Origin of the sequence: Kitasatospora sp. NPDC101176, assembly GCF_044768035.1 — a bacterium.
In the GTDB taxonomy this organism is placed as follows: domain Bacteria; phylum Actinomycetota; class Actinomycetes; order Streptomycetales; family Streptomycetaceae; genus Kitasatospora.
Genome location: NZ_JBIWPA010000023.1, coordinates 119,520 through 142,863, shown reverse-complemented (window position 1 = coordinate 142,863; position 23,344 = coordinate 119,520). Strand labels below are relative to the sequence as shown.

Annotated in this window: 13 protein-coding genes and 1 rRNA gene; 11 read left to right on the top strand and 3 right to left on the bottom strand. The window is 73.8% G+C overall.

The window, feature by feature from the left end; translation table 11 throughout:
• Both rrf and ACIRS1_RS27285 read left to right on the top strand, forming a co-directional pair.
• Window positions 1-87: ribosomal RNA gene (gene rrf, locus ACIRS1_RS27290) — 5S ribosomal RNA — on the top strand; the annotation flags it as partial.
• A 98-nt stretch (window positions 88-185) separates the two neighbouring features.
• Window positions 186-1,031, top strand: a complete 846-nt coding sequence (locus ACIRS1_RS27285; RefSeq protein ID WP_360221045.1) for a phosphatase PAP2 family protein — start codon at window positions 186-188, stop codon at window positions 1,029-1,031.
• Here ACIRS1_RS27285 and ACIRS1_RS27280 read toward each other — a convergent pair.
• Both ACIRS1_RS27280 and ACIRS1_RS27275 read right to left on the bottom strand, forming a co-directional pair.
• Window positions 1,024-1,587, bottom strand: a complete 564-nt coding sequence (locus tag ACIRS1_RS27280; RefSeq protein WP_402844427.1) for a GPR1/FUN34/YaaH family transporter — start codon at window positions 1,585-1,587, stop codon at window positions 1,024-1,026. The genes ACIRS1_RS27285 and ACIRS1_RS27280 overlap by 8 nt on opposite strands.
• Before the next feature lie 299 nt (window positions 1,588-1,886).
• On the bottom strand, window positions 1,887-4,448 hold the full coding sequence (locus tag ACIRS1_RS27275; RefSeq protein WP_402844425.1) for a SpoIIE family protein phosphatase: 2,562 nt from the start codon (window positions 4,446-4,448) through the stop codon (window positions 1,887-1,889).
• A 412-nt stretch (window positions 4,449-4,860) separates the two neighbouring features.
• Here ACIRS1_RS27275 and ACIRS1_RS27270 point away from each other — a divergent pair, with 412 nt between their 5' ends.
• The 9 genes from ACIRS1_RS27270 to ACIRS1_RS27230 all read left to right on the top strand — a co-directional run bounded on the left by ACIRS1_RS27270 (window position 4,861) and on the right by ACIRS1_RS27230 (window position 18,457).
• The gene (locus ACIRS1_RS27270; protein ID WP_402844422.1) at window positions 4,861-9,528 is read left to right on the top strand and encodes a HAMP domain-containing protein; all 4,668 of its coding nucleotides are present in this window, start codon (window positions 4,861-4,863) and stop codon (window positions 9,526-9,528) included.
• 294 nt (window positions 9,529-9,822) lie between these two features.
• Window positions 9,823-10,458 (top strand): response regulator, encoded by a 636-nt coding sequence (locus tag ACIRS1_RS27265; RefSeq protein ID WP_402844444.1) that lies wholly within the window; start codon window positions 9,823-9,825, stop codon window positions 10,456-10,458.
• Between the two features lie 144 nt (window positions 10,459-10,602).
• Window positions 10,603-13,296, top strand: a complete 2,694-nt coding sequence (locus tag ACIRS1_RS27260) for a DNA translocase FtsK (protein WP_402844419.1) — start codon at window positions 10,603-10,605, stop codon at window positions 13,294-13,296.
• Window positions 13,297-13,673: 377 nt separating this feature from the next.
• Entirely contained in the window at window positions 13,674-14,534 is an 861-nt protein-coding gene (locus ACIRS1_RS27255) for a RodZ domain-containing protein (RefSeq protein WP_360221033.1), read from the top strand.
• A 108-nt stretch (window positions 14,535-14,642) separates the two neighbouring features.
• The gene (gene rimO, locus ACIRS1_RS27250) at window positions 14,643-16,136 is read left to right on the top strand and encodes a 30S ribosomal protein S12 methylthiotransferase RimO (RefSeq protein ID WP_396317662.1); all 1,494 of its coding nucleotides are present in this window, start codon (window positions 14,643-14,645) and stop codon (window positions 16,134-16,136) included.
• Window positions 16,133-16,771: a CDP-diacylglycerol--glycerol-3-phosphate 3-phosphatidyltransferase gene (pgsA, locus tag ACIRS1_RS27245; RefSeq protein ID WP_402844415.1), complete on the top strand. Its 639-nt coding sequence runs from the start codon at window positions 16,133-16,135 to the stop codon at window positions 16,769-16,771. The genes rimO and pgsA overlap by 4 nt, the downstream gene beginning before the upstream one ends.
• Before the next feature lie 122 nt (window positions 16,772-16,893).
• Window positions 16,894-17,370: a CinA family protein gene (locus tag ACIRS1_RS27240; protein WP_402844441.1), complete on the top strand. Its 477-nt coding sequence runs from the start codon at window positions 16,894-16,896 to the stop codon at window positions 17,368-17,370.
• A gap of 366 nt (window positions 17,371-17,736) precedes the next feature.
• Entirely contained in the window at window positions 17,737-18,105 is a 369-nt protein-coding gene (locus tag ACIRS1_RS27235; protein WP_049660741.1) for a helix-turn-helix domain-containing protein, read from the top strand.
• A 55-nt stretch (window positions 18,106-18,160) separates the two neighbouring features.
• Window positions 18,161-18,457 (top strand): hypothetical protein, encoded by a 297-nt coding sequence (locus tag ACIRS1_RS27230; RefSeq protein WP_402844413.1) that lies wholly within the window; start codon window positions 18,161-18,163, stop codon window positions 18,455-18,457.
• A gap of 122 nt (window positions 18,458-18,579) precedes the next feature.
• On the opposite strand, the gene ACIRS1_RS27225 is transcribed toward ACIRS1_RS27230, so the two are convergent.
• Complete coding sequence (locus ACIRS1_RS27225) at window positions 18,580-23,310, bottom strand: ATP-dependent helicase (RefSeq protein ID WP_402844410.1); 4,731 nt, start codon at window positions 23,308-23,310, stop codon at window positions 18,580-18,582.
• Window positions 23,311-23,344: the final 34 nt, after the last annotated feature.

The following is a 23,344-nucleotide window of genomic DNA, read 5'->3' as shown; positions in this document are numbered from 1 at the left end:
GGTTACATTCCGAACCCGGAAGCTAAGCCTCACAGCGCCGATGGTACTGCAGGGGGGACCCTGTGGGAGAGTAGGACGCCGCCGAACAATCATTCCAAAAAGACCCCCTCCCACTCGGGAGGGGGTCTTTTTGCGTTAACCTCTGCCAACACACGAACCGGAGTTGGCTGGAGAGGCGCGATCCGTTGCAGAACCTGACCCTTACCTGGCAGTCAGCCGGGGGCGCCGCGGTCGCTCTCTACGGTGGTGCGTACGCCGCCGGCAGGGTCCGGAAGCCGTCGTTGTCGGCGCTGCTGCGGGAGGCCGGCACGCTGCTGGCGCTGTTCGCGCTCTGGCAGCTGGTGGGGCACCTGTCGGTGATGAGTGCGGACCACGCGGTCGACCGGGCGGGGTGGATCCACCGGACGGAGCTGGCGGTCGGCCTGCCGGACGAGGCGTCCTGGCAGGCGGCGGTCACGCCGTACCCGGTGCTGGTGAAGCTGGCGAACTACTACTACGCGGTCATGCACTTCCTGGTGATGCTGGCGGTGCTGCTCTGGGTGTTCCTGCGGCACCGCGAGCGGTACGCGTGGGTGCGGAACACGGTGGTGATCACGACGGCGGTCTGCCTGCTGGTGCAGTTCGTCCCGGTGGCGCCGCCGCGGATGCTGCCGCAGAACGGCTTCGTCGACGTGGCCGCGCAGTACGGGCAGTCGGTGTACGGCGGTGCCGTCGGCGGGGTGGTGGTGGCGGACCAGTTGTCGGCGATGCCGTCGGTGCACGTCGCCTGGTGCGTGCTGGCGGCGGTCGCGGTGGTGCGGGTGTCGAGGAGTCCGCTGCGGTGGGCGGTGCTGCTGCACCCGGTGCTGACGGTCGCGGTGGTGGTGGTGACGGCCAACCACTTCTGGGCGGACGGCATCGTCGCCGTCCTGATCCTGCTCCTCGCGTACGCCGTGCTGGCGCTGGTGGCACGCCGGCGGGGCCGGGCCTCCGTCGACACGGAGGCCCGACCCCGGCGTGGTGCGGTGGATCAGCCGGAACAGGTCACTTGAGCGGCAGGGAGATCCTGCCCCAGGCGCCGTTGCTCAGTGCGGACGTGGCCCAGTACCAGGCGGCGAGCCCGGAGACGGCCGCGACCCAGCCGGCGAACTTGGCGAGCCCGCCGTAGCCACCGAAGGTGGCGACCGCGGACAGGACCAGGGAGAGGGTGAACAGGCCGTAGACGACGCGGCTGACCAGGCCCGCGCCCCAACTGGCCGCGGTCAGGGTGAGGGCGAGCAGCGCCCACAGCAGCAGGAAGAGCCCGGCGGCGTTCTTGCCGGCCCCGCCGGCCGCGGACCAGGTCGCCCAGAAGGCGCCGAGGCTGGTGAAGGCGGTGCCGGTGAAGGCCTCGCCGCCGCGGAGCTGCCAGAGGCCCGCGACGAAGAGGGTTATTCCGCCGACGAGGTGGGCGAGTTGTGCCGCGTCCCCGACCCCGGTGCCACTGAGGATCCCGGTGGAGAGCAGGCCGTAGGCGAGCAGTGTGAGGCCGAGTGCGAGGTAGCCGAGGTTACCCGCGTCGGCTCCGGTGGAGCGGGCGTTCGTTGCCCCGGTAGCTTCGTTGCTCACCGGAGGCTCCTTTCACTCTGGGCGCGCGCAGGGCGCAGTCAAGGCAGTGGTGTGGTCCGATGAGGTGGATGCGCGCGACCGCGCCGAGGGCGCACGGCTGGAGCGTGCGCGGGCTGCGGTCAGAAGTGATGGGCCAGCGGGAGAGCCGCTGGTCGCGTCCCCGCCGGGGGATTCCCCGGTGAGATCGGTGTACCCGGCCGAACTCGCTTGTACCCTTGTGAATCCAACAATTCGTGACGTCGTCAGCTGTCGAACGCTCACGGCCGGCCCCGGAACGGGCCGGAATCCGACGGATCCGGTCAGGCGGTCCGCTGGGCCGGCACCCGCAGGGTCAGGATGGCCATGTCGTCGGAGGGCGGCTCCGGGGCGAAGCGCTCGACGGCGCGCTGCACGCGCAGGGCGACCGCTCCGGCGGTCAGACCGGTGCAGCCGGTGAGCACCTCGGCGAGTCCGTCGTCGCCGAGCATCCGGCGGCCCTCGCGGCGTTCGGTGACGCCGTCGGTCACGCAGAGCAGGACCTCGCCGGGGGAGAGCACCAGGTGTTCGGCCGTCAGGTCGAGGTCGTCCATGACCCCGAGCAACGGCTGCGGGGTGGCCGCCCGGTCGACCCGGCCGTCGGTGCGCAGCCGCAGCGGCAGCGGGTGGCCGGCGCAGACCAGGGAGAGCTCGGTGCTGCCGTCCGGGCGGGGCGTCAGCTCGCCGTAGAGCAGGGTGAGGAAGCGGCTGCGCGAACCCTCGTCCAGGATGGCCGCGTTGAGCCGGCGGAGCACCTGCGGTGCGTCGAGACCTTCGCGGGCGAGCAGGCGCAGCGAGTGCCTGGCCAGTCCGGTGACGGAGGCGGCTTCCGGGCCGGTGCCGCAGACGTCGCCGATGGCGAAGCCGTAGGTGCCCTCGCGGATGGTGAACAGGTCGTAGAAGTCGCCGCCGACCTCGTTGCCCTCGCCGGCCGCCTGGTAGTAGACGTCCACCTCGACACCGGGGATCTCGGGCAGCTCGGGCGGGAGCAGGCTGCGCTGCAGGGCCTGGCTGGTGGCGGTGCGCTCGGAGTAGAGGCGGGAGTTGTCGAGCGCGAGGGCGGCGCGGCGGGAGAGGTCCTCCGCGAGTTCGAGGATCTCCTGGCGGAAGCGGACGCCGGACGGGACGCCGAGGGCGAGCAGGCCGATGACCCGGTTGCGGGCGGTCAGCGGGAGGACCACGGTCTCCCCGAGCAGGCCGGCGAGTTCGGGGCCGTCGTCGAGCCCGCCGGCGGCGGCGGTCTCGACGGGAGCCGACCAGAAGCGCACGCCGTGGGTCGGGCCGGCCTCCGGGGCCGGGGTCTTCTCGAGCAGGCCGCGCAACGGGTCGATGCGGTCCTCGTCCTCGTGCAGGACGAAGGCGAGACCGGCCGCGGCGCTGTGGTCGCCCTTGGTGTAGACGGCGCACCAGGAGGCGAGGGTGGGAACGGCCATCTGGGCCATCAGCGCGAGGGTCTGCTCGTGTTCGAGGGTGCCGGCCAGCAGGTCGGAGGCCTCGACGAGGAAGGACAGCGAGCCCCGGCGCAGCCGCTCCAGCTCGGTGAGCCGGGTGCTCTCGACGGCGAGGGCGACCCGGTCGGCGGCGAACTGCAGGCGCAGTGCGTCCTCGTTGTCGTAGCGGCCGGGGGCGGCGGTGGCGATGCCGAGCGAGCCGATCAGCCGCCCCTCGACCTTGAGCGGCACGGTGACCAGGGAGCGCATGCCGCTGCCGGTGAGCAGCGGCAGGCCGGTCGGTCGCGCGGTGAGGTCCTCGTGGACGGAGGGCAGCCGGGCGGAGTCGTACCGGTTGCCGGTGTCGACGGGGAACCGGGCCCGTCGGCGGTGGCCGGAGGTGAGTCCGGTGGCGGCGCGGACCTCGAACTCGGTCTCGTCCTCGGTGGTGAGGAGCAGGTACGCGGCGTCGGCGTCGAGCAGGTCGCGGGCGCGTTCGACGGTGCGCTGGAGCAGGGTGTCCAGGTCGTCGGTGGCGACCGGGCCGGCCAGCAGGTCGAGCCGCGGACCGGTCGGGTCGGTCCGCTCGCCGGGCAGCGTGCGGGCGGGGGAGCGGAGCACCGCGCGGTCGGGTTCGAGGACGAGCAGACAGAGGGTGGACGGGACGCCCTCGGTGTCCCGGACGCGGACCTGGACGCCGTAGACCTCGACCTCCTCGCCGTCGGCGCGCCGGACGCCGTAGCCGCCCTCCCAGCGGGCCATCCGCAGGGTGTCGGCCAGGTCGGGGCCGCGGTCGGCCGGCTGGGGCCAGACGGCGAGGTCGGCCCAGGGGCGGCCGAGCACGGCGGTGGCGGGGTACCGGAAGAGCGCCTCGGCGTCCGGGTTCCAGGCGAGGACGCGGCCGTCCTCGTCGAGCTGGACGACGGCCACGTGCACCGGGCCCGGGCCGCTGGGCAGGTCGCTGCCGGGGGTGGCGGGGACGGCGTAGCGGGTGCCGGCCACCGGAGCGGGCAGGGCGAGCCGGAACCAGACGGTCTTCGTGCCGGCCGCGTACTCGACGCCCCAGCGCTCGGCGAGGGCCGAACACATCAGCAGGCCGCGGCCGCCCTCGCCCTCGGGGTCGGCGTAGCGGTCGGAGGCGGTGACGGGGCCGTCGCCGAGCGAGGGGAGGCTGCGCTCGGGGTGGTGGTCGGTGACCTCGATCCGCACCGTCCCCTCCTCGCGCAGGCAGCAGACCTCGGCGGCGGTGCCGGCGTGCACGACGGCGTTGGTGACCAGCTCGCTGACCAGGACGACGGCGTCGTCGACGACCTCGGGCAGGCCCCAGCCGAGCAGCGCGTCCCGGACGAAGCCCCTGGCGGCGGCCGCGGACCGGCCGTCGGGGTCGAAGGTGGCGGCTGCGCGCGCGGTGACCACGTTGCCACTTCTCCTCTGCTGCTCTGGCCCTGGCTGTCCGGGGTGCGGTGCGGACTCCCCCCGCGTGCCGTCGGGGTGGGCGGCGGCGCTGGGGCGGGTCGCGGCCCGGTGCAGCGCTCCACCCTACTTTCCGCTTGGTTCCCCGTGGGGGCGGGGCGGCGAAACAGGCACCTGAGGGTGATTCTGCCCACCTGTTTCGGACGGCGGGGCACCAACCGAGCGCAACCGGCCGTGCACCCGGTGCCGGTGCTGCCAGACTGGGGGGTCCGCGACGGTCGGTTCGAGCAGTACGGTCGATGCGGGTGCCGGTGGACCGAGTGGGCCGCCGGCGCAGCCCGGCCGGGCCGGTGCCGGGTGCGTGCCGTACCGGCACGGGAGGTCACCGGACAGTTCACGATGTGGGAGGGGCCCGTTGAGTTCGGCCACCAAGGACGCAACCGGTACGACGCCGCCCGCCCAGCGCGGCGGGCGGTCCGGGACCGCGCCGCGGAACGCGGCCGGCCGGCGAGCGAACCACAACCGGGGAGCGGAGCCGGCCGAGCTGCGGAAGCTGCTGTCCGCGCTGACCGCGATGCGGGACGGCAACTTCCGCCGGCGGTTGACCGTCCCGGGGGACGGGCCGCTGGCGGAGATCGCCGCGGTGTTCAACGAGGTCGCCGAGCGCAACCAGCACCTGACCGGCGAACTGGCCCGGGTGCGCCGGGCGGTGGGCCGCGAGGGCCGGCTGAACGAGCGGCTGGAGACGGGCGCGGGCGAGGGCGCCTGGATGGCGGCCGTCGACAACTGCAACGCGCTGATCGACGACCTGGCCCGCCCGATGTCCGAGGTGGGCCGGGTGCTGACCTCGATCGCCGAGGGCGACCTGGACCAGAAGATGGAGCTGCGCTCGCTGCACAGCAACGGGGTGAGCCACCCGCTGCGCGGCGAGTACCTGAAGATCGGCCGGACCGTGAACGGCCTGGTGGACCAGCTCTCGGAGTTCACCGACGAGGTGACCCGGGTGGCCCGCGAGGTGGGCACCGAGGGCAAGCTGGGCGGCCAGGCCAAGGTCCGCAGCGTGTCGGGCAGTTGGAAGGACCTGGCGGACTCGGTCAACACCATGGCCGGCCGGCTGACCGCGCAGGTGCGCAACATCGCCCAGGTGACCACGGCGGTGGCCAAGGGCGACCTGTCCCGGAAGGTCACCGTCGAGGTGGCCGGCGAGATGCTGGAGCTGAAGAACACCGTCAACACGATGGTGGACCAGCTGAACGGGTTCGCGGCGCAGGTCACCGGGGTGGCCCGGGACGTCGGCACCGAGGGACGGCTGGGCGGTCAGGCGCAGGTGCCGGGCGTGGCCGGGGTCTGGCGCGACCTGACCGACTCGGTGAACTTCATGGCCGACAACCTGACCGGCCAGGTGCGCAACATCGCCCAGGTGACCACGGCGGTGGCGCGCGGCGACCTCTCGCAGAAGATCGAGGTGGACGCGCGCGGCGAGATGCTGGAGCTGAAGAACACCATCAACACGATGGTGGACCAGCTCTCCGGCTTCGCCGAGCAGGTGACCCGGGTGGCCCGCCAGGTGGGCACCGAGGGGCGGCTGGGCGGCCAGGCACAGGTCCCCGGAGCGGCCGGCGTGTGGCGCGACCTGACCGACAACGTCAACTTCATGGCCAACAACCTGACCGATCAGGTGCGCAACATCGCCCAGGTGACCACGGCGGTGGCGCGCGGCGACCTCTCGCAGAAGATCCAGGTGGACGCGCGCGGGGAGATCCTGGAGCTGAAGAACACCATCAACACGATGGTGGACCAGCTGGGCGCCTTCGCGGACGAGGTGACCAGGGTGGCCCGGGACGTCGGCACCGAGGGCATCCTCGGCGGCCAGGCCAGCGTGCCGGGGGTGTCCGGCACCTGGAAGGACCTGACCAACTCCGTCAACCTGATGGCCAACAACCTGACCAGCCAGGTCCGCAACATCGCCGAGGTGACCACCGCGGTGGCCCGCGGCGACGTCTCCAAGAAGATCACCGTCGACGCCCGGGGCGAGATCCTGGAGCTGGTGACGACCGTCAACACGATGGTGGACCAGCTGTCGGCCTTCGCCGACGAGGTCACCCGGGTGGCCCGCGAGGTGGGCACCGAGGGCATCCTGGGCGGTCAGGCCAGGGTGCGCGGGGTGTCGGGGATCTGGAAGGACCTGACCGACAACGTCAACTTCATGGCGTCCAACCTGACCGGACAGGTCCGCAAGATCGCCGAGGTCGCCACCGCGGTGGCCAGCGGCGACCTCTCCAAGAAGATCAGCATCGAGGCGCAGGGCGAGGTCGCGGCGCTCGCCGGGACCCTCAACACGATGGTCGACCAGCTCTCCTCCTTCGCGGTGGAGGTGACCAGGGTGGCCCGCGAGGTGGGCACCGACGGCACCCTGGGCGGCCAGGCGAGCGTGCCGGGCGTGGCCGGCATCTGGAAGGACCTGACCGACAACGTCAACCTGATGGCCAACAACCTGACCGGCCAGGTCCGCAACATCGCGCTGGTGATCACGGCGGTGGCCCGCGGAGACCTGTCGCAGAAGATCGACGTCGACGCGCGCGGCGAGATCCTCCAGCTCAAGACCAGCATCAACACCATGGTCGACCAGCTCTCGGCCTTCGCCGACGAGGTCACCCGGGTGGCCCGCGAGGTGGGCACCGACGGACGGCTCGGCGGCCAGGCCAGGGTGCCCGGCGTGGACGGCACCTGGCAGGACCTCACCGAGTCGGTGAACGAGCTGGCCAACAACCTGACCCGGCAGGTGCGCGCGATCGCCCAGGTCGCCACCGCGGTGACCAGGGGCGACCTGAGCCTGCGGATCGACGTGGACGCCGCCGGCGAGCTCGACGAGCTCAAGGACAACATCAACCAGATGATCGCCAACCTGCGGGAGACCACCCGGACCAACCAGGAGCAGGACTGGCTCAAGACCAACCTGGCCCGGATCTCCGGCCTGCTGCAGGGCCGCCGGGACCTGGAGGCGGTCGCCTCGCTGATCATGACCGAGCTGACCCCGGTGGTCTCCGCCCAGCACGGCGCCTTCTTCCTCGCCCAGCCGGCCGGCCGCACCGCCGAACTGATCACCGAGGACGACGACGAGAACGACACCGTGCTGCGCCTGATCGGCAGCTACGGCTACCAGCGGCGCGCGATGCCGACCACCTTCCGCCCCGGCGAGTCGCTGATCGGCCAGGCCGCGGTGGAGAAGCGGGCGATCATCCTCAAGGAGGCGCCGCCCGGGTACCTGAAGATCGCCTCCGGTCTCGGCGAGGCCTCGCCGGCCCACATCGTGGTGCTGCCGGTGCTGTTCGAGGGCCGGCTGCTCGGTGTGATCGAGCTGGCCACCTTCAGCTCCTTCACCACCGTCGCGCTGGACTTCCTCAACCAGATCGCCGACCTGATCGGCGTCACCGTGAACACCATCAGCGTCAACACCAAGACCGAGGGGCTGCTGCTGGAGTCCCAGCGGCTCACCGCCGAGCTCTCGATGCGCTCCGCCGAGCTGGAGGCGCGCCAGGAGGAGCTGGAGCGCACCAACGAGGAGTTGCAGGAGAAGGCCGAGCAACTCGCCCAGCAGAACCGCGACATCGAGATCAAGAACAGCGAGATCGAGGAGGCCCGGCAGGTCCTGGAGGAGCGCGCCGAGCAGCTCGCCCTGGCCTCCCGGTACAAGAGCGAGTTCCTCGCCAACATGTCGCACGAGCTGCGCACCCCGCTCAACTCGCTGCTGATCCTGGCCAAGCTGCTCTCCGACAACAACGAGGGCAACCTCTCGCCCAAGCAGGTCGAGTTCGCCGACACCATCCACGGGGCCGGCTCCGACCTGCTCCAGCTGATCAACGACATCCTCGACCTGTCCAAGGTCGAGGCCGGCAAGATGGACGTCCGCCCGGCCCGGATCGCCCTCGTCCAGCTGGTCGACTACGTCGAGGCCACCTTCCAGCCCGTCGCGCTGGACAAGAGCCTGGACTTCGCCGTCCGGGTCTCGCCGGCCCTGCCGGTCACCCTGCACACCGACGAGCAGCGGCTCCAGCAGGTGCTGCGCAACCTGATCTCCAACGCGGTCAAGTTCACCGACACCGGCGCCGTCGACTTCTCCATCGCCCCGGCCGGCCCGGAGGTCCCGCAGCACGTCCGGGAGCAGCTGCTGGAGGCCGGCTCGATCCAGGGCCCGGACGACGAGCTGATCGCCTTCTCGGTCTCCGACACCGGCATCGGCATCCCCGGCAACAAGCTGCGGGAGATCTTCGAACCGTTCCGGCAGGCCGACGGCACGACCAGCCGCAAGTACGGCGGCACCGGGCTCGGGCTGTCGATCAGCCGGGAGATCGCCCGGCTGCTCGGCGGTGAGATCCACGCCGAGAGCGAGCTGGGCGAGGGCTCCACGTTCACCCTCTACCTGCCGCTGCGCACCGAGGCGCCGGACGCGGCCGCGACCGAACGCCAGGCAGCGCCGCACGCCCCGGCGCTGCGCGCCTCGGTCGGGGTGACCCCGGTCGGGACGCCCGTGCCGGTCGGCGAGAACCCGGCCGACCACTGGGCCCAGGAGGTCCGCGAGCTGGCCGAGGAGCGCCGCCGCGGCGCGGTGGAGCGCCGGCGCACCGCCGCGCTGGACACCACCGTCGCGAGCCGCCAGGTGGAGCCCGCCCCGCCGCGGCCCGGCCGCGTCGACGCGCGCTTCGACGGCCAGCAGGTGCTGATCGTGGACGACGACGTGCGCAACGTGTTCGCCCTCACCAGCGTCCTGGAGCAGCACGGCCTGACGGTGCTGTACGCCGAGAACGGCCGCGAGGGCATCGAGATGCTGGAGCAGCACGAGAACGTCGCGCTGGTCCTGATGGACATCATGATGCCGGAGATGGACGGCTACGCGACCACCGAGGCGATCCGCCGGATGCCCCAGTTCTCCGGCCTGCCGATCATCGCCCTGACCGCCAAGGCCATGAAGGGCGACCGCGAGAAGTCCCTGGAGGCCGGGGCCACCGACCACATCACCAAGCCGGTGGAGACCGACCACCTGCTGTCGGTGATGCGCGAATGGCTGCGCCCGGGCCGCGCGTAGCCGCCCGGGACGGCGCGAATCCCGGGGCCCGCCCCGGGGTTCGCGCCGTCCGGTGGACCGGTTTGCTGGCGGTCGGGCCCGGGAACCCGGTAGGGTCACCGATCGTTGCGAACAGTGACCGGACGGCGACACGCTGGTGAGCGTGCGCCGGAGCACTGTCCGCACGCCGCTCCGGATCGGGTCCCGACGGGGCGATGTGCCGGGCGAGGGGGTGCGGCTAGCATGACCGGGGTAGCGGTGGGCAGTACGCGGTTGCCGTCACCGGGCGGCAGGCAGGCGACAGGAGGGCGGGCCCTGATGCAGAAGGCGAAGATCCTCCTGGTCGACGACCGGCCGGAGAACCTGCTGGCGCTGGAGGCCATCCTCTCGGCGCTGGACCAGACGCTGGTGCGCGCCGCGTCCGGCGAGGAGGCGCTCAAGGCGCTGCTCACCGACGACTTCGCGGTGATCCTGCTGGACGTCCAGATGCCCGGGATGGACGGCTTCGAGACCGCCGCCCACATCAAGCGGCGCGAGCGCACCCGGGACATCCCGATCATCTTCCTGACCGCGCTCAACCACGGCCCGCACCACACCTTCCGCGGCTACGCGGCCGGGGCCGTGGACTACATCTCCAAGCCGTTCGACCCGTGGGTGCTGCGCGCCAAGGTCTCGGTCTTCGTCGACCTGTACGTCAAGAACTGCCAGCTGAAGGAGCAGGCCTCGCTGCTGCGGCTGCAGCTGGAGGCGGGCGGCGAGCCGGCCCTCGGCGGCGCGCTGCTCGGCGAGCTGTCCGCGCGGCTCGCGGCGGTCGAGGAGCAGGCGGAGGCGCTGGGCAAGCAGCTGGACGCCGTCGAGGACCCGGGGGTGGCCGCCACCGCGGGGCACCTGGAGCGCAAGCTGGCCGGGCTGCGCCGGGCCCTGGACGCCCTGCGGCCGGGGAGCCGGTGACCGCCGGTCCGGTTCACCTCCCCGGGTGAATTCCTGCGGCGGCCGGGTGAAACCGGATCAGCGTGACGGTGTGTCTGCGACACGTCCCCGTGCCCGGCTCGGCCGCATGTCCCGGGGTCGCCCGCCCCGGTAGGCTGCTGACCCATGGCCACACGTACGCCCGGCAGCGCGGCACGCAACCCCGGTCCGGGACCGTCCAAGAAGGCCGCGGCGAAGGCCCCGGGCAAGCCGCCCGCGAAGAAGGCGGCGACCAAGAAGGCGGCCCCCGCGAAGAAGGCGGCGGCGGCCAAGCCGGCCCCGCCGCCCCCGCCCAGGCCGATCCTCTTCCGCGCCGTGCGGGCCGTCTGGCTCGGCCTGGCGAACGCGGTGGCCGCGGTCTTCCGCGGCTTCGGCGACGGCGCCAAGAACCTCCACCCGGCCCACCGCAAGGACGGCGTGGGCCTGTTGCTGTTCGCGCTCGCCCTGGTGACCGCGGCCGGCACCTGGTTCAGCCCGGAGGGCTGGCTGGGGGAGGGGGCCACCGCGGTGGTGTCCGGGCTGTTCGGCCGGCTCGACGTGCTGGTGCCCTTCCTGCTCGCCGCGATCGCCATCCGGCTCTGGCGCCACCCGGAGCTGCCGGAGGCCAACGGGCGGATCATGATCGGGCTGAGCGCGCTGCTGGTCGGCGTCCTCGGCCTGGTCCACATCGGCTGCGGCGCCCCCACGATGGGCAGCGGCGCCTCCCGGATAAGGGCGGCCGGCGGGATCATCGGCTGGGCCGCCTCCACCCCGATGATGGCCGCCGCCGGCCCGACGCTGGCCGTGCCGCTGCTCCTGCTGCTGGCCTTCTTCGGGGTGCTGGTGATCACCGCCACCCCGGTCAACCGCATCTTCGAGCGGCTGCGCTCGGCCGGCGTCCGGCTCGGCGTGGTCGAGCCCCGGCCCGGGGACGGGACGCGCGACGGGCGCGCGCCGGAGCGCGAGCTGTCCACCGAGCCGCCGGAGGACGCCGACCCCTCGGCGCTGCCGTTCACCGTGGACGCCAGCGGCGAGGACCCGCGCGACGAGGTGGCCGCCCGCCGGCGCCGCCGCCGGCGCAAGCCGGACCCGGCCGAGCAGGACGGGCCGGAGGCCGTCCGGGTCTCCCTGGACAAGGAGCCGCTGGACCCGTACGCCACCCGCAACCTCGCCGCCGGCGCCGCCGCCGACCTGGACGGCGCGCTGGTCTACGGGGTGCCCGCCTCCTCGGCGGTGGCGGACATGATGCACCAGGTGCAGGACCGCACCGCCCCGCCCGAGGAGGCGGCCGTCCCGGCCGCCCGCAGCGGCGGCCCCGGCGCACCCGAGGAGCACGGCGCGGCGCCGGTGCGCATGGAGCAGCTCCAGCTCTCCGGCGACATCACCTACGCGCTCCCCCCGCTCGACCTGCTGGAGCGCGGCGGCCCGGCCAAGGCCCGCAGCGCCCTCAACGACGAGGTGGTGGCCCAGCTCACCGGCACCTTCTCCGAGTTCAAGGTGGACGCCAGGGTCACCGGCTTCACCCGCGGCCCGACGGTCACCCGCTACGAGGTCGAGCTCGGCCCGGCCGTCAAGGTGGAGCGGATCACCGCGCTCGCCAAGAACATCGCGTACGCGGTGGCCAGCCCGGACGTGCGGATCATCAGCCCGATCCCGGGCAAGTCCGCGGTCGGCATCGAGATCCCCAACCGGGACCGCGAGATGGTCAACCTCGGCGACCTGCTGCGCTCGCGCACGGCGGCCGAGGACACCCACCCGATGGTCGTCGGCATGGGCAAGGACGTCGAGGGCCACACCGTGATGGCCAACCTCGCCAAGATGCCGCACATCCTGGTGGCCGGCGCCACCGGCGCGGGCAAGTCGTCCTGCATCAACTGCCTGATCACCTCGGTGCTCGCCCGGGCCACCCCGGACGAGGTGCGGATGGTGCTGGTCGACCCCAAGCGGGTCGAGCTGACCGCCTACGAGGGCATCCCGCACCTGATCACGCCGATCATCACCAACCCCAAGAAGGCCGCGGAGGCCCTCCAGTGGGTGGTGCGCGAGATGGACCTGCGCTACGACGACCTGGCGGCCTTCGGCTTCCGGCACGTGGACGACTTCAACGCCGCGGTGCGGGCCGGCAAGGTCACCCCGCCGCTCGGCAGCGAGCGGGAACTGACGCCGTACCCGTACCTGCTGGTGATCGTCGACGAGCTGGCCGACCTGATGATGGTCGCGCCGCGCGACGTCGAGGACTCGGTGGTCCGGATCACCCAGCTGGCCCGTGCGGCCGGCATCCACCTGGTGCTGGCGACCCAGCGGCCCTCGGTGGACGTGGTGACCGGTCTGATCAAGGCCAACGTGCCGTCCCGGCTGGCCTTCGCGACCTCCGCGATGGCCGACTCCCGGGTCATCCTGGACCAGCCCGGCGCCGAGAAGCTGATCGGCAAGGGCGACGCGCTCTTCCTCCCGATGGGTGCCAGCAAGCCGATCCGCATGCAGGGCGCGTTCGTCACCGAGGCGGAGATCGCCGCGGTCGTCCAGCACTGCAAGGACCAGCTCACCGCCGTCTACCGGGACGACGTGACGGTCGGCGGCGGGCCGAAGAAGGAGATCGACGAGGAGATCGGCGACGACCTGGACCTGCTGATCCAGGCGGCCGAACTGGTGGTCTCCACCCAGTTCGGCTCGACCTCGATGCTCCAGCGCAAGCTCCGGGTCGGCTTCGCCAAGGCCGGCCGGCTGATGGACCTGATGGAGTCGCGGGGGATCGTCGGGCCGAGCGAGGGCTCCAAGGCCCGTGACGTGCTGGTGAAGCCGGACGAGCTGGACGGGGTGCTGGTGACCCTGCGCGGGTGACGGCCCGTCCCCCCGTCGGGCCCGTTCCCCCGGTGGGCGCGTCCCTTCGGCGGACCCGCGTTCCCCGGGACCGGTGCTCCCCCGGACCGGCGCCCCTGGGTGCCGGTGCCCCTCGGGACCCGTGCCCCCGGGGAGGTGTCACTCGTTCGGAGGGGGGTAGGCGCCGTGGTGGGAACCGAACGTGCGTACACCGCGTCACAGGCCGGAAAGCGAAGCCCGGGGTTCCCCGCGCGGGCCCGCTGACAGCAGGTCAGCGGGGTGCGGGGCCCCGGTCGGGGCGGGTGTGCGCATTCGGTCCTGTTCCGCTTGAGAAACGATCCGCCCGCGCCCCTAGACTGTTCCCCAGCAGGTGGCCATCCGCTCGAAAGGCGTGCCCCGTGACCATCGGCAAGTCCCCCGACCGCGAGAACGCCCCGTCGTCCGCGCAGCCGTCCGACGCCGCGGTTCAGGCGGCCGATGCCCCGAGCATCGGCCGGGTGCTGTCCGCCGCCCGGATCGAGGCCGGGCTCACGGTGGACCAGGTGAGTACGGCGACCCGGGTACGGGTGCCGATCGTCCATGCCATCGAGGAGGACGACTTCGGCCGCTGCGGCGGCGACTTCTACGCCCGCGGACACATCCGCTCGATCGCCCGCGCCGTCGGCGTGGACGGCGAGGAGCTGGTCGCCCGCTACGACGACGCGCACGGCGGCTCGCCCGCCTCCAAGCGCCCCACCCAGCTGATCGACAGTGGGCCGATCAAGGTGCCCGGCCGCGGCCGGCCGAACTGGGCGGCGGCGATGGTCGCCGCGATCGTCGCCGTGGTCGCCCTGATCGGCTTCAACCTGGTGAACGGCAAGACCGGCCACACCGGGACCGGCTCCGCCAGCGCGCCGCTGCCCAGCGGCTCCGGCACCGGCTCCCTCGCCCCGGCCCCCTCGCCCACCGTGCAGCCCCCGGCACCCGCTCCCAGCGCCGCCGCGATCGCCGCCGTGCCGGCCGACAAGGTGACCGTGAAGCTGGTCGCCGAGGGCACCAGCTGGGTGTCCGCGGTGGACGGCACCGGGAAGTCGCTGTTCCAGAACAACATCAGCGACGGCCAGGACCAGACGTTCACCGACGGGAAGCAGATCAAGTTGGTGCTCGGCAACGGCGGGGCCGTGCACGCGTACGTCAACGGGAAGGACCTCGGTCTCCTCGGCAAGGACGGCCAGGTGGTGCACGTCACGTACACCCCCGGCGACCCGCAGGCGGGCTGACCAGAGCAGGCCTGTGGAGGGGTCGGAGACCTGGTGAAGATCTGGTAATCCGAGGCGCGCGGCCTCCGGGGCGAACGGCACCGGAGGCCGCGCGTTAATCTTGGGCCTATGCCTGAACGCCGCACTGTCGCCCTTGTCACGCTCGGATGCGCCCGCAACGAGGTGGACTCCGAGGAACTCGCCGGGCGACTGGAGGCCGACGGCTGGTTGCTCGTCGACGACGCCGCCGCCGCGGACGTCGCCGTCGTCAACACCTGCGGCTTCGTCGAAGCCGCCAAGAAGGACTCCGTGGACGCCCTGCTGGAGGCCAACGACCTGAAGGGACACGGCCGCACCCAGGCCGTCGTCGCGGTCGGCTGCATGGCCGAGCGGTACGGCAAGGAGCTCGCCGACGCGCTGCCCGAGGCCGACGGGGTGCTCGGCTTCGACGACTACGCCGACATCTCCGACCGGCTCCAGACGATCCTCTCCGGCGGCCACCACGCCCCGCACCTCCCGCGCGACCGCCGCAAGCTCCTGCCGATCAGCCCGGCCGAACGGCAGTCCGCCGCCGAGGCCGTCGCGCTGCCCGGCCACGGCGCCGCCGAGGCCCCCGCCGAACCGATCGCCGACCTGCCCGACGGCCTCGCCCCGGCCTCCGGCCCGCGCACCCTGCGCAAGCGGCTCGACGACAACCCCGTCGCCTCCGTCAAGCTCGCCTCCGGCTGCGACCGGCGCTGTTCGTTCTGCGCCATCCCCGCCTTCCGCGGCTCGTTCATCTCCCGCCGCCCCTCCGACGTGCTGCACGAGGCCCAGTGGCTGGCCGGGCAGGGCGTGCGCGAGATCGTCCTGGTGAGCGAGAACAACACCTCGTACGGCAAGGACCTCGGCGACATCCGCCTGCTGGAGACGCTGCTCGGCGAGATCTCCTCGATCGAGGGCGTCGAGCGGGTCCGGGTCTCCTACCTGCAGCCGGCCGAGATGCGCCCCGGCCTGATCGACGCGATGACCGGGACCACCGACGTGGTGCCCTACTTCGACCTCTCCTTCCAGCACTCGGCGCCGGCCGTGCTGCGCCGGATGCGGCGCTTCGGCTCCACCGACCAGTTCCTGGAGCTGCTGAAGACCATCCGCGACCGGGCCCCGCAGGCCGGCGCCCGGTCCAACTTCATCGTCGGCTTCCCCGGTGAGACCGAGGAGGACTTCGCCGAGCTGGAACGCTTCGTCACCCACGCCGGGCTCGACGCGATCGGCGTCTTCGGCTACTCGGACGAGGACGGCACCGAGGCCGCCACCTACGACGGCAAGCTGCCCGAGGACGTCATCGCCGACCGCCTGAGCCGGCTGAGCCGACTGGCCGAGGAGATGACCGCCCAGCGGGCCGAACAGCGGATCGGCACCGAGGTCGAGGTGCTGATCGAGTCGGTCGAGGACGGGGTGGTCGAGGGCCGGGCCGCCCACCAGGCGCCCGAGACCGACGGCCTGACCACCCTGCTCGGCGTCGAGGACCCCGCGGTGGGCCAGTTCCACCGGGCCACCGTGGTGGCCAGCGAGGGCGTCGACCTGATCGCCGAGGCGCTGGAGCAGGTGCGGGCCCCCAAGGCCCCGGGAGCCGGGGAATGACCAAGGGGCCCGGCGCCCCGGCCGCGGCCCACCCGGACAGACCGGTGGCCGCGGTACCGCCGCCGCCGGGTGTCTGGAACATCGCCAACATGCTCACGATGCTCCGGCTGCTGCTGGTGCCGGTCTTCGTGACGCTGCTGTTCGCCGACGGCGGGCACGACCCCAAGTGGCGCTCCGTCGCCTGGGCCTCGTTCGCCATCGCGATGATCACCGACCTGTTCGACGGCGAGCTGGCCCGGCGCAAGGGCCTGGTCACCGACTTCGGGAAGATCGCCGACCCGATCGCCGACAAGGCGATCATGGGCGCGGCCCTGATCGGCCTCTCGCTGCTCGGTGACCTGCCCTGGTGGGTCACCGTGGTGATCCTGGCCCGCGAACTCGGCATCACCCTGATGCGCTTCTGGGTGATCCGCTACGGGGTCATCCCGGCCAGCCGCGGCGGCAAGCTCAAGACGCTCACCCAGGGCATCGCCGTGGGCATGTACGTCCTGGAGCTGACCGGCTGGCTCGCCACCGCGCGGGCCGTGCTGATGGCCCTGGCGGTGCTGCTGACCGTCGGCACCGCACTGGACTACGTCGGACAGGCGCTGCGCCTGCGCCGCGAGGGACTGGCCGCGGAGCGCGCGGGCCGGTGAACGAGGGGGGAGCGCGGGTGGCGCGGCAGGACACGGCGGGGCACGAGCCGGCCCGGTGCGACCCGGTCCGGTGCGATCCGGCTCAGCACGACTTGGCTCAGCACGACCCGGCTCAGCACGACCTGGCGGCGCGGGCGCACGCCGCGCTGCGCGCCGGGGGCGCCTCGCTGGCCGTCGCCGAGTCGCTGACCGGCGGGCTGCTGGCGGCTGCGCTGGTGGACGTCCCCGGGGCGTCCGCGACCTTCCGCGGCTCCGTCACCGCGTACGCCACCGACCTCAAGGCCTCGGTGCTCGGCGTGGACGAGGGACTGCTGGCCGTCCACGGGCCGGTGCACCCGGTGGTGGCCCGGCAGATGGCCGAGGGCGTGCGCCGGCTGCTGGGGGCGACCTACGGCCTCGCGACGACCGGGGTCGCCGGACCGGACCCGCAGGACGGCCGGCCGGTGGGCACCGTACACCTCGCGGTGGCCGGCCCGGGGGGAACTCTGGTCAGTTCGCCCCGGCTGTCGGGGGACCGTGCCACAATCCGTCACGGGGCGGTGACCACCGCCCTGGAACTGCTCGTCGGGAGCCTCCCGGCCGGTGCGCCCGCGACCTGACTTCGTGGGCCCGGCCCCCGGGCCTCGGGCGCCGGTGGAGTCCTGGTGGAGCCGCGGTCGCGGAGAACTCCACCCGACCGGGATCCGTCGATCCGGCGCACGGGTATGGGACAGCTGGAGGATCGTGTTACATCCAAGGCCCTGGTTGGGCAGAAACCAGGTGGCGAACGAGTTGCGTGACGGTGGCCGGGCGGGCCGCGACGGGTACCACGAGGGGCCCGCGGACCCGGGTACGACACCGCCGCGAGGAGGGGGACGGCCTTGCAGCCCAGAGTGAACACGACCAGGGTCCCCGCACGCGAAGCGGGCAAGGCGGTACGGTGGGGGCGTGACATCTCGATCCGCAGTCCGAGGAGGGAGGCACCGATGATCCTGCTCCGTCGCCTACTGGGCGATGTACTGCGTCGGCAGCGCCAGCGCCAGGGCCGCACACTCCGCGAGGTGTCGGCGGCCGCACGGGTTTCGCTCGGTTACCTCTCCGAGGTCGAGCGGGGACAGAAGGAGGCCTCCTCGGAGCTGCTCTCCGCCATCTGCGACGCACTCGACGTCCGGATGTCCGAGGTCATGCGCGAGGTCAGCGACGAACTATCGCTCGCCGAACTTGCGGCGATGGCCACCCTCTCCGAAGGTGATCTGCTGAGGCCGGTGCTCGAACCGGTACCGCTGCCCGCCCCCGGCACCGACCGGGCGAACATGTCGCCCAAGGCCGCCGCGATGGACGTGGTCGCCGCCTGAACCCGGCCTCGACTCCCGGGCTCCTGGTGCCCGGGGCGAGTGAAGGAGGGCGGTCGTGCGAAGAGCGTCGACGGTGTGCACGGAGGCCCGAATACGGCTGCGGCACGTGGTGCCCGGGTCGGCCCGCCGGGTCCTGGCGGTCCTCACCGCCGGGCTGCTCTGCTGGCTCCTGGTGATCCGGGGCCAGCTGGCGGACGGCGCGGCCCTCGGGTTGCTCGCGGCCGGAGGCTGGGGGCTCGGTCTGATCCCGGTGCACGCCGACCGGAGCGCGACCGGACCGCAGCGGCGCCCGCGGGCGCGGGCCGCACGGGCCGCGGGCCGGGTGGAGACGCAACCGCCGCCGACCGGCTGATTCACCCGTACGGGTGAGCCCGGTCGTACCGGCGCGACGAGTGGACGGGAAGGCCGCGGGTCCGGTGGACCCGCGGCCTTCTGCTGCTCCGACGGGGGCCGGGCGCCGGGCCGACGGCACCGTCAGGGCCGCAGGCGCAGACCGCGCGGGGTCGCGTGGAAGCCGGCCTCCTCCAGTGCCGCACCGAGCTCCGAGCCTAGGGCCGGCTCGCCGTTCGCCCGCTCCACCGTGACGCTGCCCAGGGCGCCCTCGCGGACCGCGCCCGCCAGCGCGCCCGCCGCCAGCGCCCGGGTGGCCGCGTCCTCCGGCCAGGCCAGCAGCGACTTGCCGCCCCGCTCGACGTACAGCGCCAGCTCGCCGTCCACCAGCACCACCAGGGCGCCCGCCTTGCGGCCGGGGCGGTGCGCCCGGACCTCCTTCGCCTCCCCGGTGCCCCCGGCACCCGTGGCCTCCTTCGCCCCGGAGCCGGTCGGCGGCTCCGGCCAGGGCAGCGCCGCGCCGTAGGCGTTCGCCGGGTCGGCGGCGGCGAGCACCAGCACCTGCGGGGGCTCCGCGGCCGGCGCGGCCGGCCACTCGGCCCCCCGGGCCCGCTCCAGCCGGGAGTGCACCGAGCGCAGCCGGTCGGCCGCGCCGTCCATGGCGAACTGGGCCCCGCCGAGCCCCTCGACGAAGTAGCCCCGGCGGGCCCGGCCGCGCTCCTCCATCGCGGCGAGCACCCGGTACACCCCGGCGAAGCCGCCGGGCACCCGCTCCGCCGCCACCGCGCCCCGGGTGAGCAGACCGTGCCGGTCCAGCAGGCTCTGGGCCCGGCTGGTGGCCCGCAGCGTCGGGTCGGCCGCCGGGGCGGGCAGCAGCGACCAGCGGCCGGCCACCGTCGGCGGGCCGCTGCGCAGGGCGCCGCCCGCCCGGCCGAAGGAGCGGCCGGCGCCGCCGTAGCGGCCGCGCGGCGTCGCCCGGGGGGCGCGGTGGGCGGTGGCCCCGGCCGTCCGGCCGGAGCCGAGCAGTGCGCGCAGCGGGGCCAGGGTGTCGTTGGTGACGTAACCGGCCCAGACGAGATCCCAGAGGGCCGCCACCGCCTCCGGCTCGGGGACGTCCTCCGGGAGCTGCTGGACGAGCTGGCGGAAGAACAGGCCGTAGCCGCCGGCCAGCGCCCGCAGCAGGGCGTCGTGCACGGGCGTCAGCGCGGGCGGGACGGCGTCGGGGCGCAGCAGGTGGGCGTTCTCGGTCAGGTGCAGGCTGAGCCAGCCGTCCTTGCCGGGCAGGGCGCCGGCCCCGCACCAGCCGATCTCGCCGGCGGCCGTCAGTTCGTCCAGCAGGCCGGGGGAGTAGTCGGCGAGCCGGGCCGGCAGGATCAGCTTCTCCAGGGCGGAGGCGGGCAGGGCGGTGCCCTGGAGCTGCTCGACCACCCGGAGCAGGCCGTCGGGGCCGCGCAGCCGGTGGCCGGCCAGGTGCTGCCACTGCGGGAGGAAGGCGGCCAGCGCCCGGGGCGGGACGGGCTCGACCTCCTGGCGCAGGGCGGCGAGCGAGCGGCGGCGCAGCCGGCGCAGCACCTCGGCGTCGCACCACTCGACGCCGGCGGTGTGGCTCTCCACCGGCCGGAACTGGCCCTGCACCAGGCGCCCGGAGGAGGTGAGGCGGTGCAGGGTGCCGGTGACGACGGCGGTGCCGAGGCCGAACCGGGCGGCGGCCTCGGCGGCGGTGAACGGGCCGTGGGTGCGGGCGTGCCGGGCGAGGAGGTCGCCCAGCGGGTCCTTGACCGGCTCGGTGAACGCCTCCGGGACGCCGACCGGCAGCGGGGTGCCGAGCGCGTCGCGCAGCCGCCCGGCGTCCTCGACCGCGGCCCAGCGCTGCTCGCCGGCGATCCGGACCTGGATCACCCGGCGGGCGGCCTCCAGCTCCAGCGCCCAGAGCGGCTCGGCGCCGCGCACCGTCAGCTCGGCCTCGCTGAGCGGGCCGAGCAGGCGCAGCGCGTCGGCGACGCCCTCGGCGTCCCTGACCCGGCGCTCCGGGGTGAGGCGCTGGAGCTCGGCCTCCAGCTCGGCGAGCACCTGCGGGTCGAGCAGCTCGCTCAGCTCGGCCTGGCCGAGGAGTTCGGAGAGCAGCCGGGAGTCGAGCGAGAGGGCGGCGGCGCGGCGCTCGGCGAGCGGGGAGTCGCCCTCGTAGAGGAACTGGGCGACGTAGCCGAACAGGAGCGAGCGGGCGAAGGGGGACGGCTCCGGGGTGGTGACCTCGACCAGGCGGACGGCGCGGGACTCGAGGTCCCCCATCAGCTCGACCAGGCCGGGTACGTCGAAGACGTCCTGCAGGCACTCGCGGACGGCCTCCAGGACGATCGGGAACGAGCCGTACTCGGAGGCGACCTCGAGGAGTTGGGCGGCGCGCTGGCGCTGCTGCCAGAGCGGGGTGCGGCGGCCGGGGCTGCGGCGCGGGAGCAGCAGGGCGCGGCCGGCGCACTCGCGGAAGCGGGAGGCGAACAGGGCCGAGCCGCCGACCTGGTCGGTGACCAGCTGCTCGATCTCGTCGGGGTCGAACAGGGCGGCGTCGGCGCCGACCGGGGCCTCGTCCGCCGGGGAGGGCTCCGCGGGGCCCGCGAAGTCGAAGTCGGGGGACAGCAGGTCGGCGTCCGGCAGCCGGAGCACGATGCCGTCGTCGGCGTGCATGACCTGCGGGTCGAGGCCGTGCTTCTCGCGTAGCCGGGCGCCGAGGGCGAGCGCCCAGGGGGCGTGCACCTGGGCGCCGAAGGGGGAGTGGACGACGATCCGCCAGTCGCCCAGCTCGTCGCGGAAGCGTTCGACCACGATGGTGCGGTCGTCCGGCAGGTGACCGCAGGCGGCGCGCTGCTCGGCCAGGTAGTCGAGCAGGTTGGCGGCGGCCCAGTCGTCCAGGCCGGCCTGCCGGAGCCGGGCGGTGGCGTCGGCGGGTGGCATGGCGCCGAGCTCGCGGGTGAACGCGCCGAGGGCGCGGCCGAGTTCGAGCGGGCGGCCGAGGGTGTCGCCCTTCCAGAACGGGAGCCGGCCGGGGACGCCGGGAGCGGGGGTGACCAGCACCTTGTCGTGGGTGATGTCCTCGATCCGCCAGGAGGTGGTGCCGAGGGTGAAGACGTCGCCCACGCGGGACTCGTAGACCATCTCCTCGTCGAGCTCGCCCACCCGCCGCCCGCCGCCGCCCTTCTTCGGGTCGGTGCCGGCGATGAAGACGCCGAACAGGCCGCGGTCGGGGATGGTGCCGCCGGAGGTGACGGCGAGCCGCTGGGCGCCCGGACGGCCCGTCACGGTGCCGGCCACGCGGTCCCAGACCACCCGGGGGCGCAGCTCGGCGAAGGCGTCCGAGGGGTAGCGGCCGGCCAGCATGTCGAGCACGGCCTCGAAGGCGGACTGCGGGAGGGTGGCGAACGGGGCGGCGCGGCGGACCACGGTGAGCAGCTCGTCCACCGGCCAGGCGTCCAGTGCCGTCATCGCGACCAGCTGCTGGGCGAGGACGTCCAGCGGGTTGCGCGGGACGCGCAGCGCCTCGATCCGCCCGGCCCGCATCCGCTCGGTGACCACGGCGGACTGTACGAGGTCCCCCCGGTACTTGGGGAAGAAGACGCCGGTGGAGACGGCCCCGACCTGGTGGCCGGCCCGGCCGACCCGCTGCAGGCCGGAGGCGACCGAGGGCGGTGACTCCACCTGGACGACCAGCTCGACGGCGCCCATGTCGATGCCCAGTTCCAGGCTGGAGGTGGCGACGACGGCGGGCAGCCGGCCCGCCTTCAGCTCCTCCTCGACCAGGGACCGCTGCTCCTTGGAGACGGAGCCGTGGTGCGCCCGGGCGATGACCGGGGGGATCCCCTTGGCGGCCCCCGAGCCGCCCATCAGCTGGGCCGGGGCGTGCGCCTCGGGCGCGGCGGTGCCGGTGGCGCGCTCGTGGGCGATCTCGTTCAGCCGGTTGCACAGGCGCTCGGCGAGGCGGCGGGAGTTGGCGAACACGATGGTCGAGCGGTGCGCCTCGACGAGGTCGACGATCCGCTCCTCGACGTGCGGCCAGATCGAGGTCTGGCGCTGCGGGTCGGCGTCGGACGCACCGCCGGTGGCCGGGGCGGCGGGCAGGTCGTCCAGGTCGGGGACGGGGACGACCACCGACAGGTCGAACTCCTTGGCGGTGGCGGGCTGGACGACGGCGGCGCCGCGCTGCGGGCTGAGGAAGCGCGCCACCTCGTCGACCGGGCGGACGGTCGCGGACAGGCCGATCCGGCGGGCCGGGCGCTCCAGCAGTTCGTCCAGCCGCTCCAGGCTGAGCGCGAGGTGGGCGCCGCGCTTGGTGCCGGCGACCGCGTGCACCTCGTCGAGGATCACCGTGTCGACGCCGCGCAGCGCGTCCCGGGAGGCGGAGGTGAGCAGCAGGAACAGCGACTCGGGGGTGGTGATCAGGATGTCCGGCGGGTGGGTCGCGAAGCGTCGCCGGTCGGCGGCGGGGGTGTCGCCGGAGCGGATGGCGACCTGGACCTCGGGTTCGGGCAGGCCGAGCCGGACGGCGGCCTGGCGTAGGCCGGTCAGCGGGGCGCGCAGGTTGCGTTCGACGTCCACCGCGAGTGCCTTGAGCGGTGAGACGTAGAGGACCCGGCAGCGGCGGGCCGGTTCGGCCGGGGGCGGGGTGCTGCTCAGCCGGTCCAGGGCGGAGAGGAAGGCGGCGAGCGTCTTGCCGGAGCCGGTCGGGGCGACCACCAGGACGTCGGTGCCGCGCCGGATGGCGCGCCAGGCCTCGGACTGGGCGGTGGTGGGGGCGGAGAAGGCGCCGGTGAACCAGGCCCGGGTGGTCGGGGCGAAGCCGGCCAGGGGGTCGTCGTCGGGCGGGGTCGGGTGCTGGGGCGCCATGCCCCCATGGTGCCGGGTGGCACCGACAACCGGG

Bases quoted from the DNA above. Each gene is read 5' to 3' on its own strand.
- ACIRS1_RS27260 (WP_402844419.1), top strand. From the start codon at position 10,603: ATGGCCACACGTACGCCCGGCAGCGCGGCACGCAACCCCGGTCCGGGA.
- rimO (WP_396317662.1), top strand. From the start codon at position 14,643: ATGCCTGAACGCCGCACTGTCGCCCTTGTCACGCTCGGATGCGCCCGC.
- pgsA (WP_402844415.1), top strand. From the start codon at position 16,133: ATGACCAAGGGGCCCGGCGCCCCGGCCGCGGCCCACCCGGACAGACCG.
- ACIRS1_RS27235 (WP_049660741.1), top strand. From the start codon at position 17,737: ATGATCCTGCTCCGTCGCCTACTGGGCGATGTACTGCGTCGGCAGCGC.
- ACIRS1_RS27225 (WP_402844410.1), bottom strand. From the start codon at position 23,310: ATGGCGCCCCAGCACCCGACCCCGCCCGACGACGACCCCCTGGCCGGC.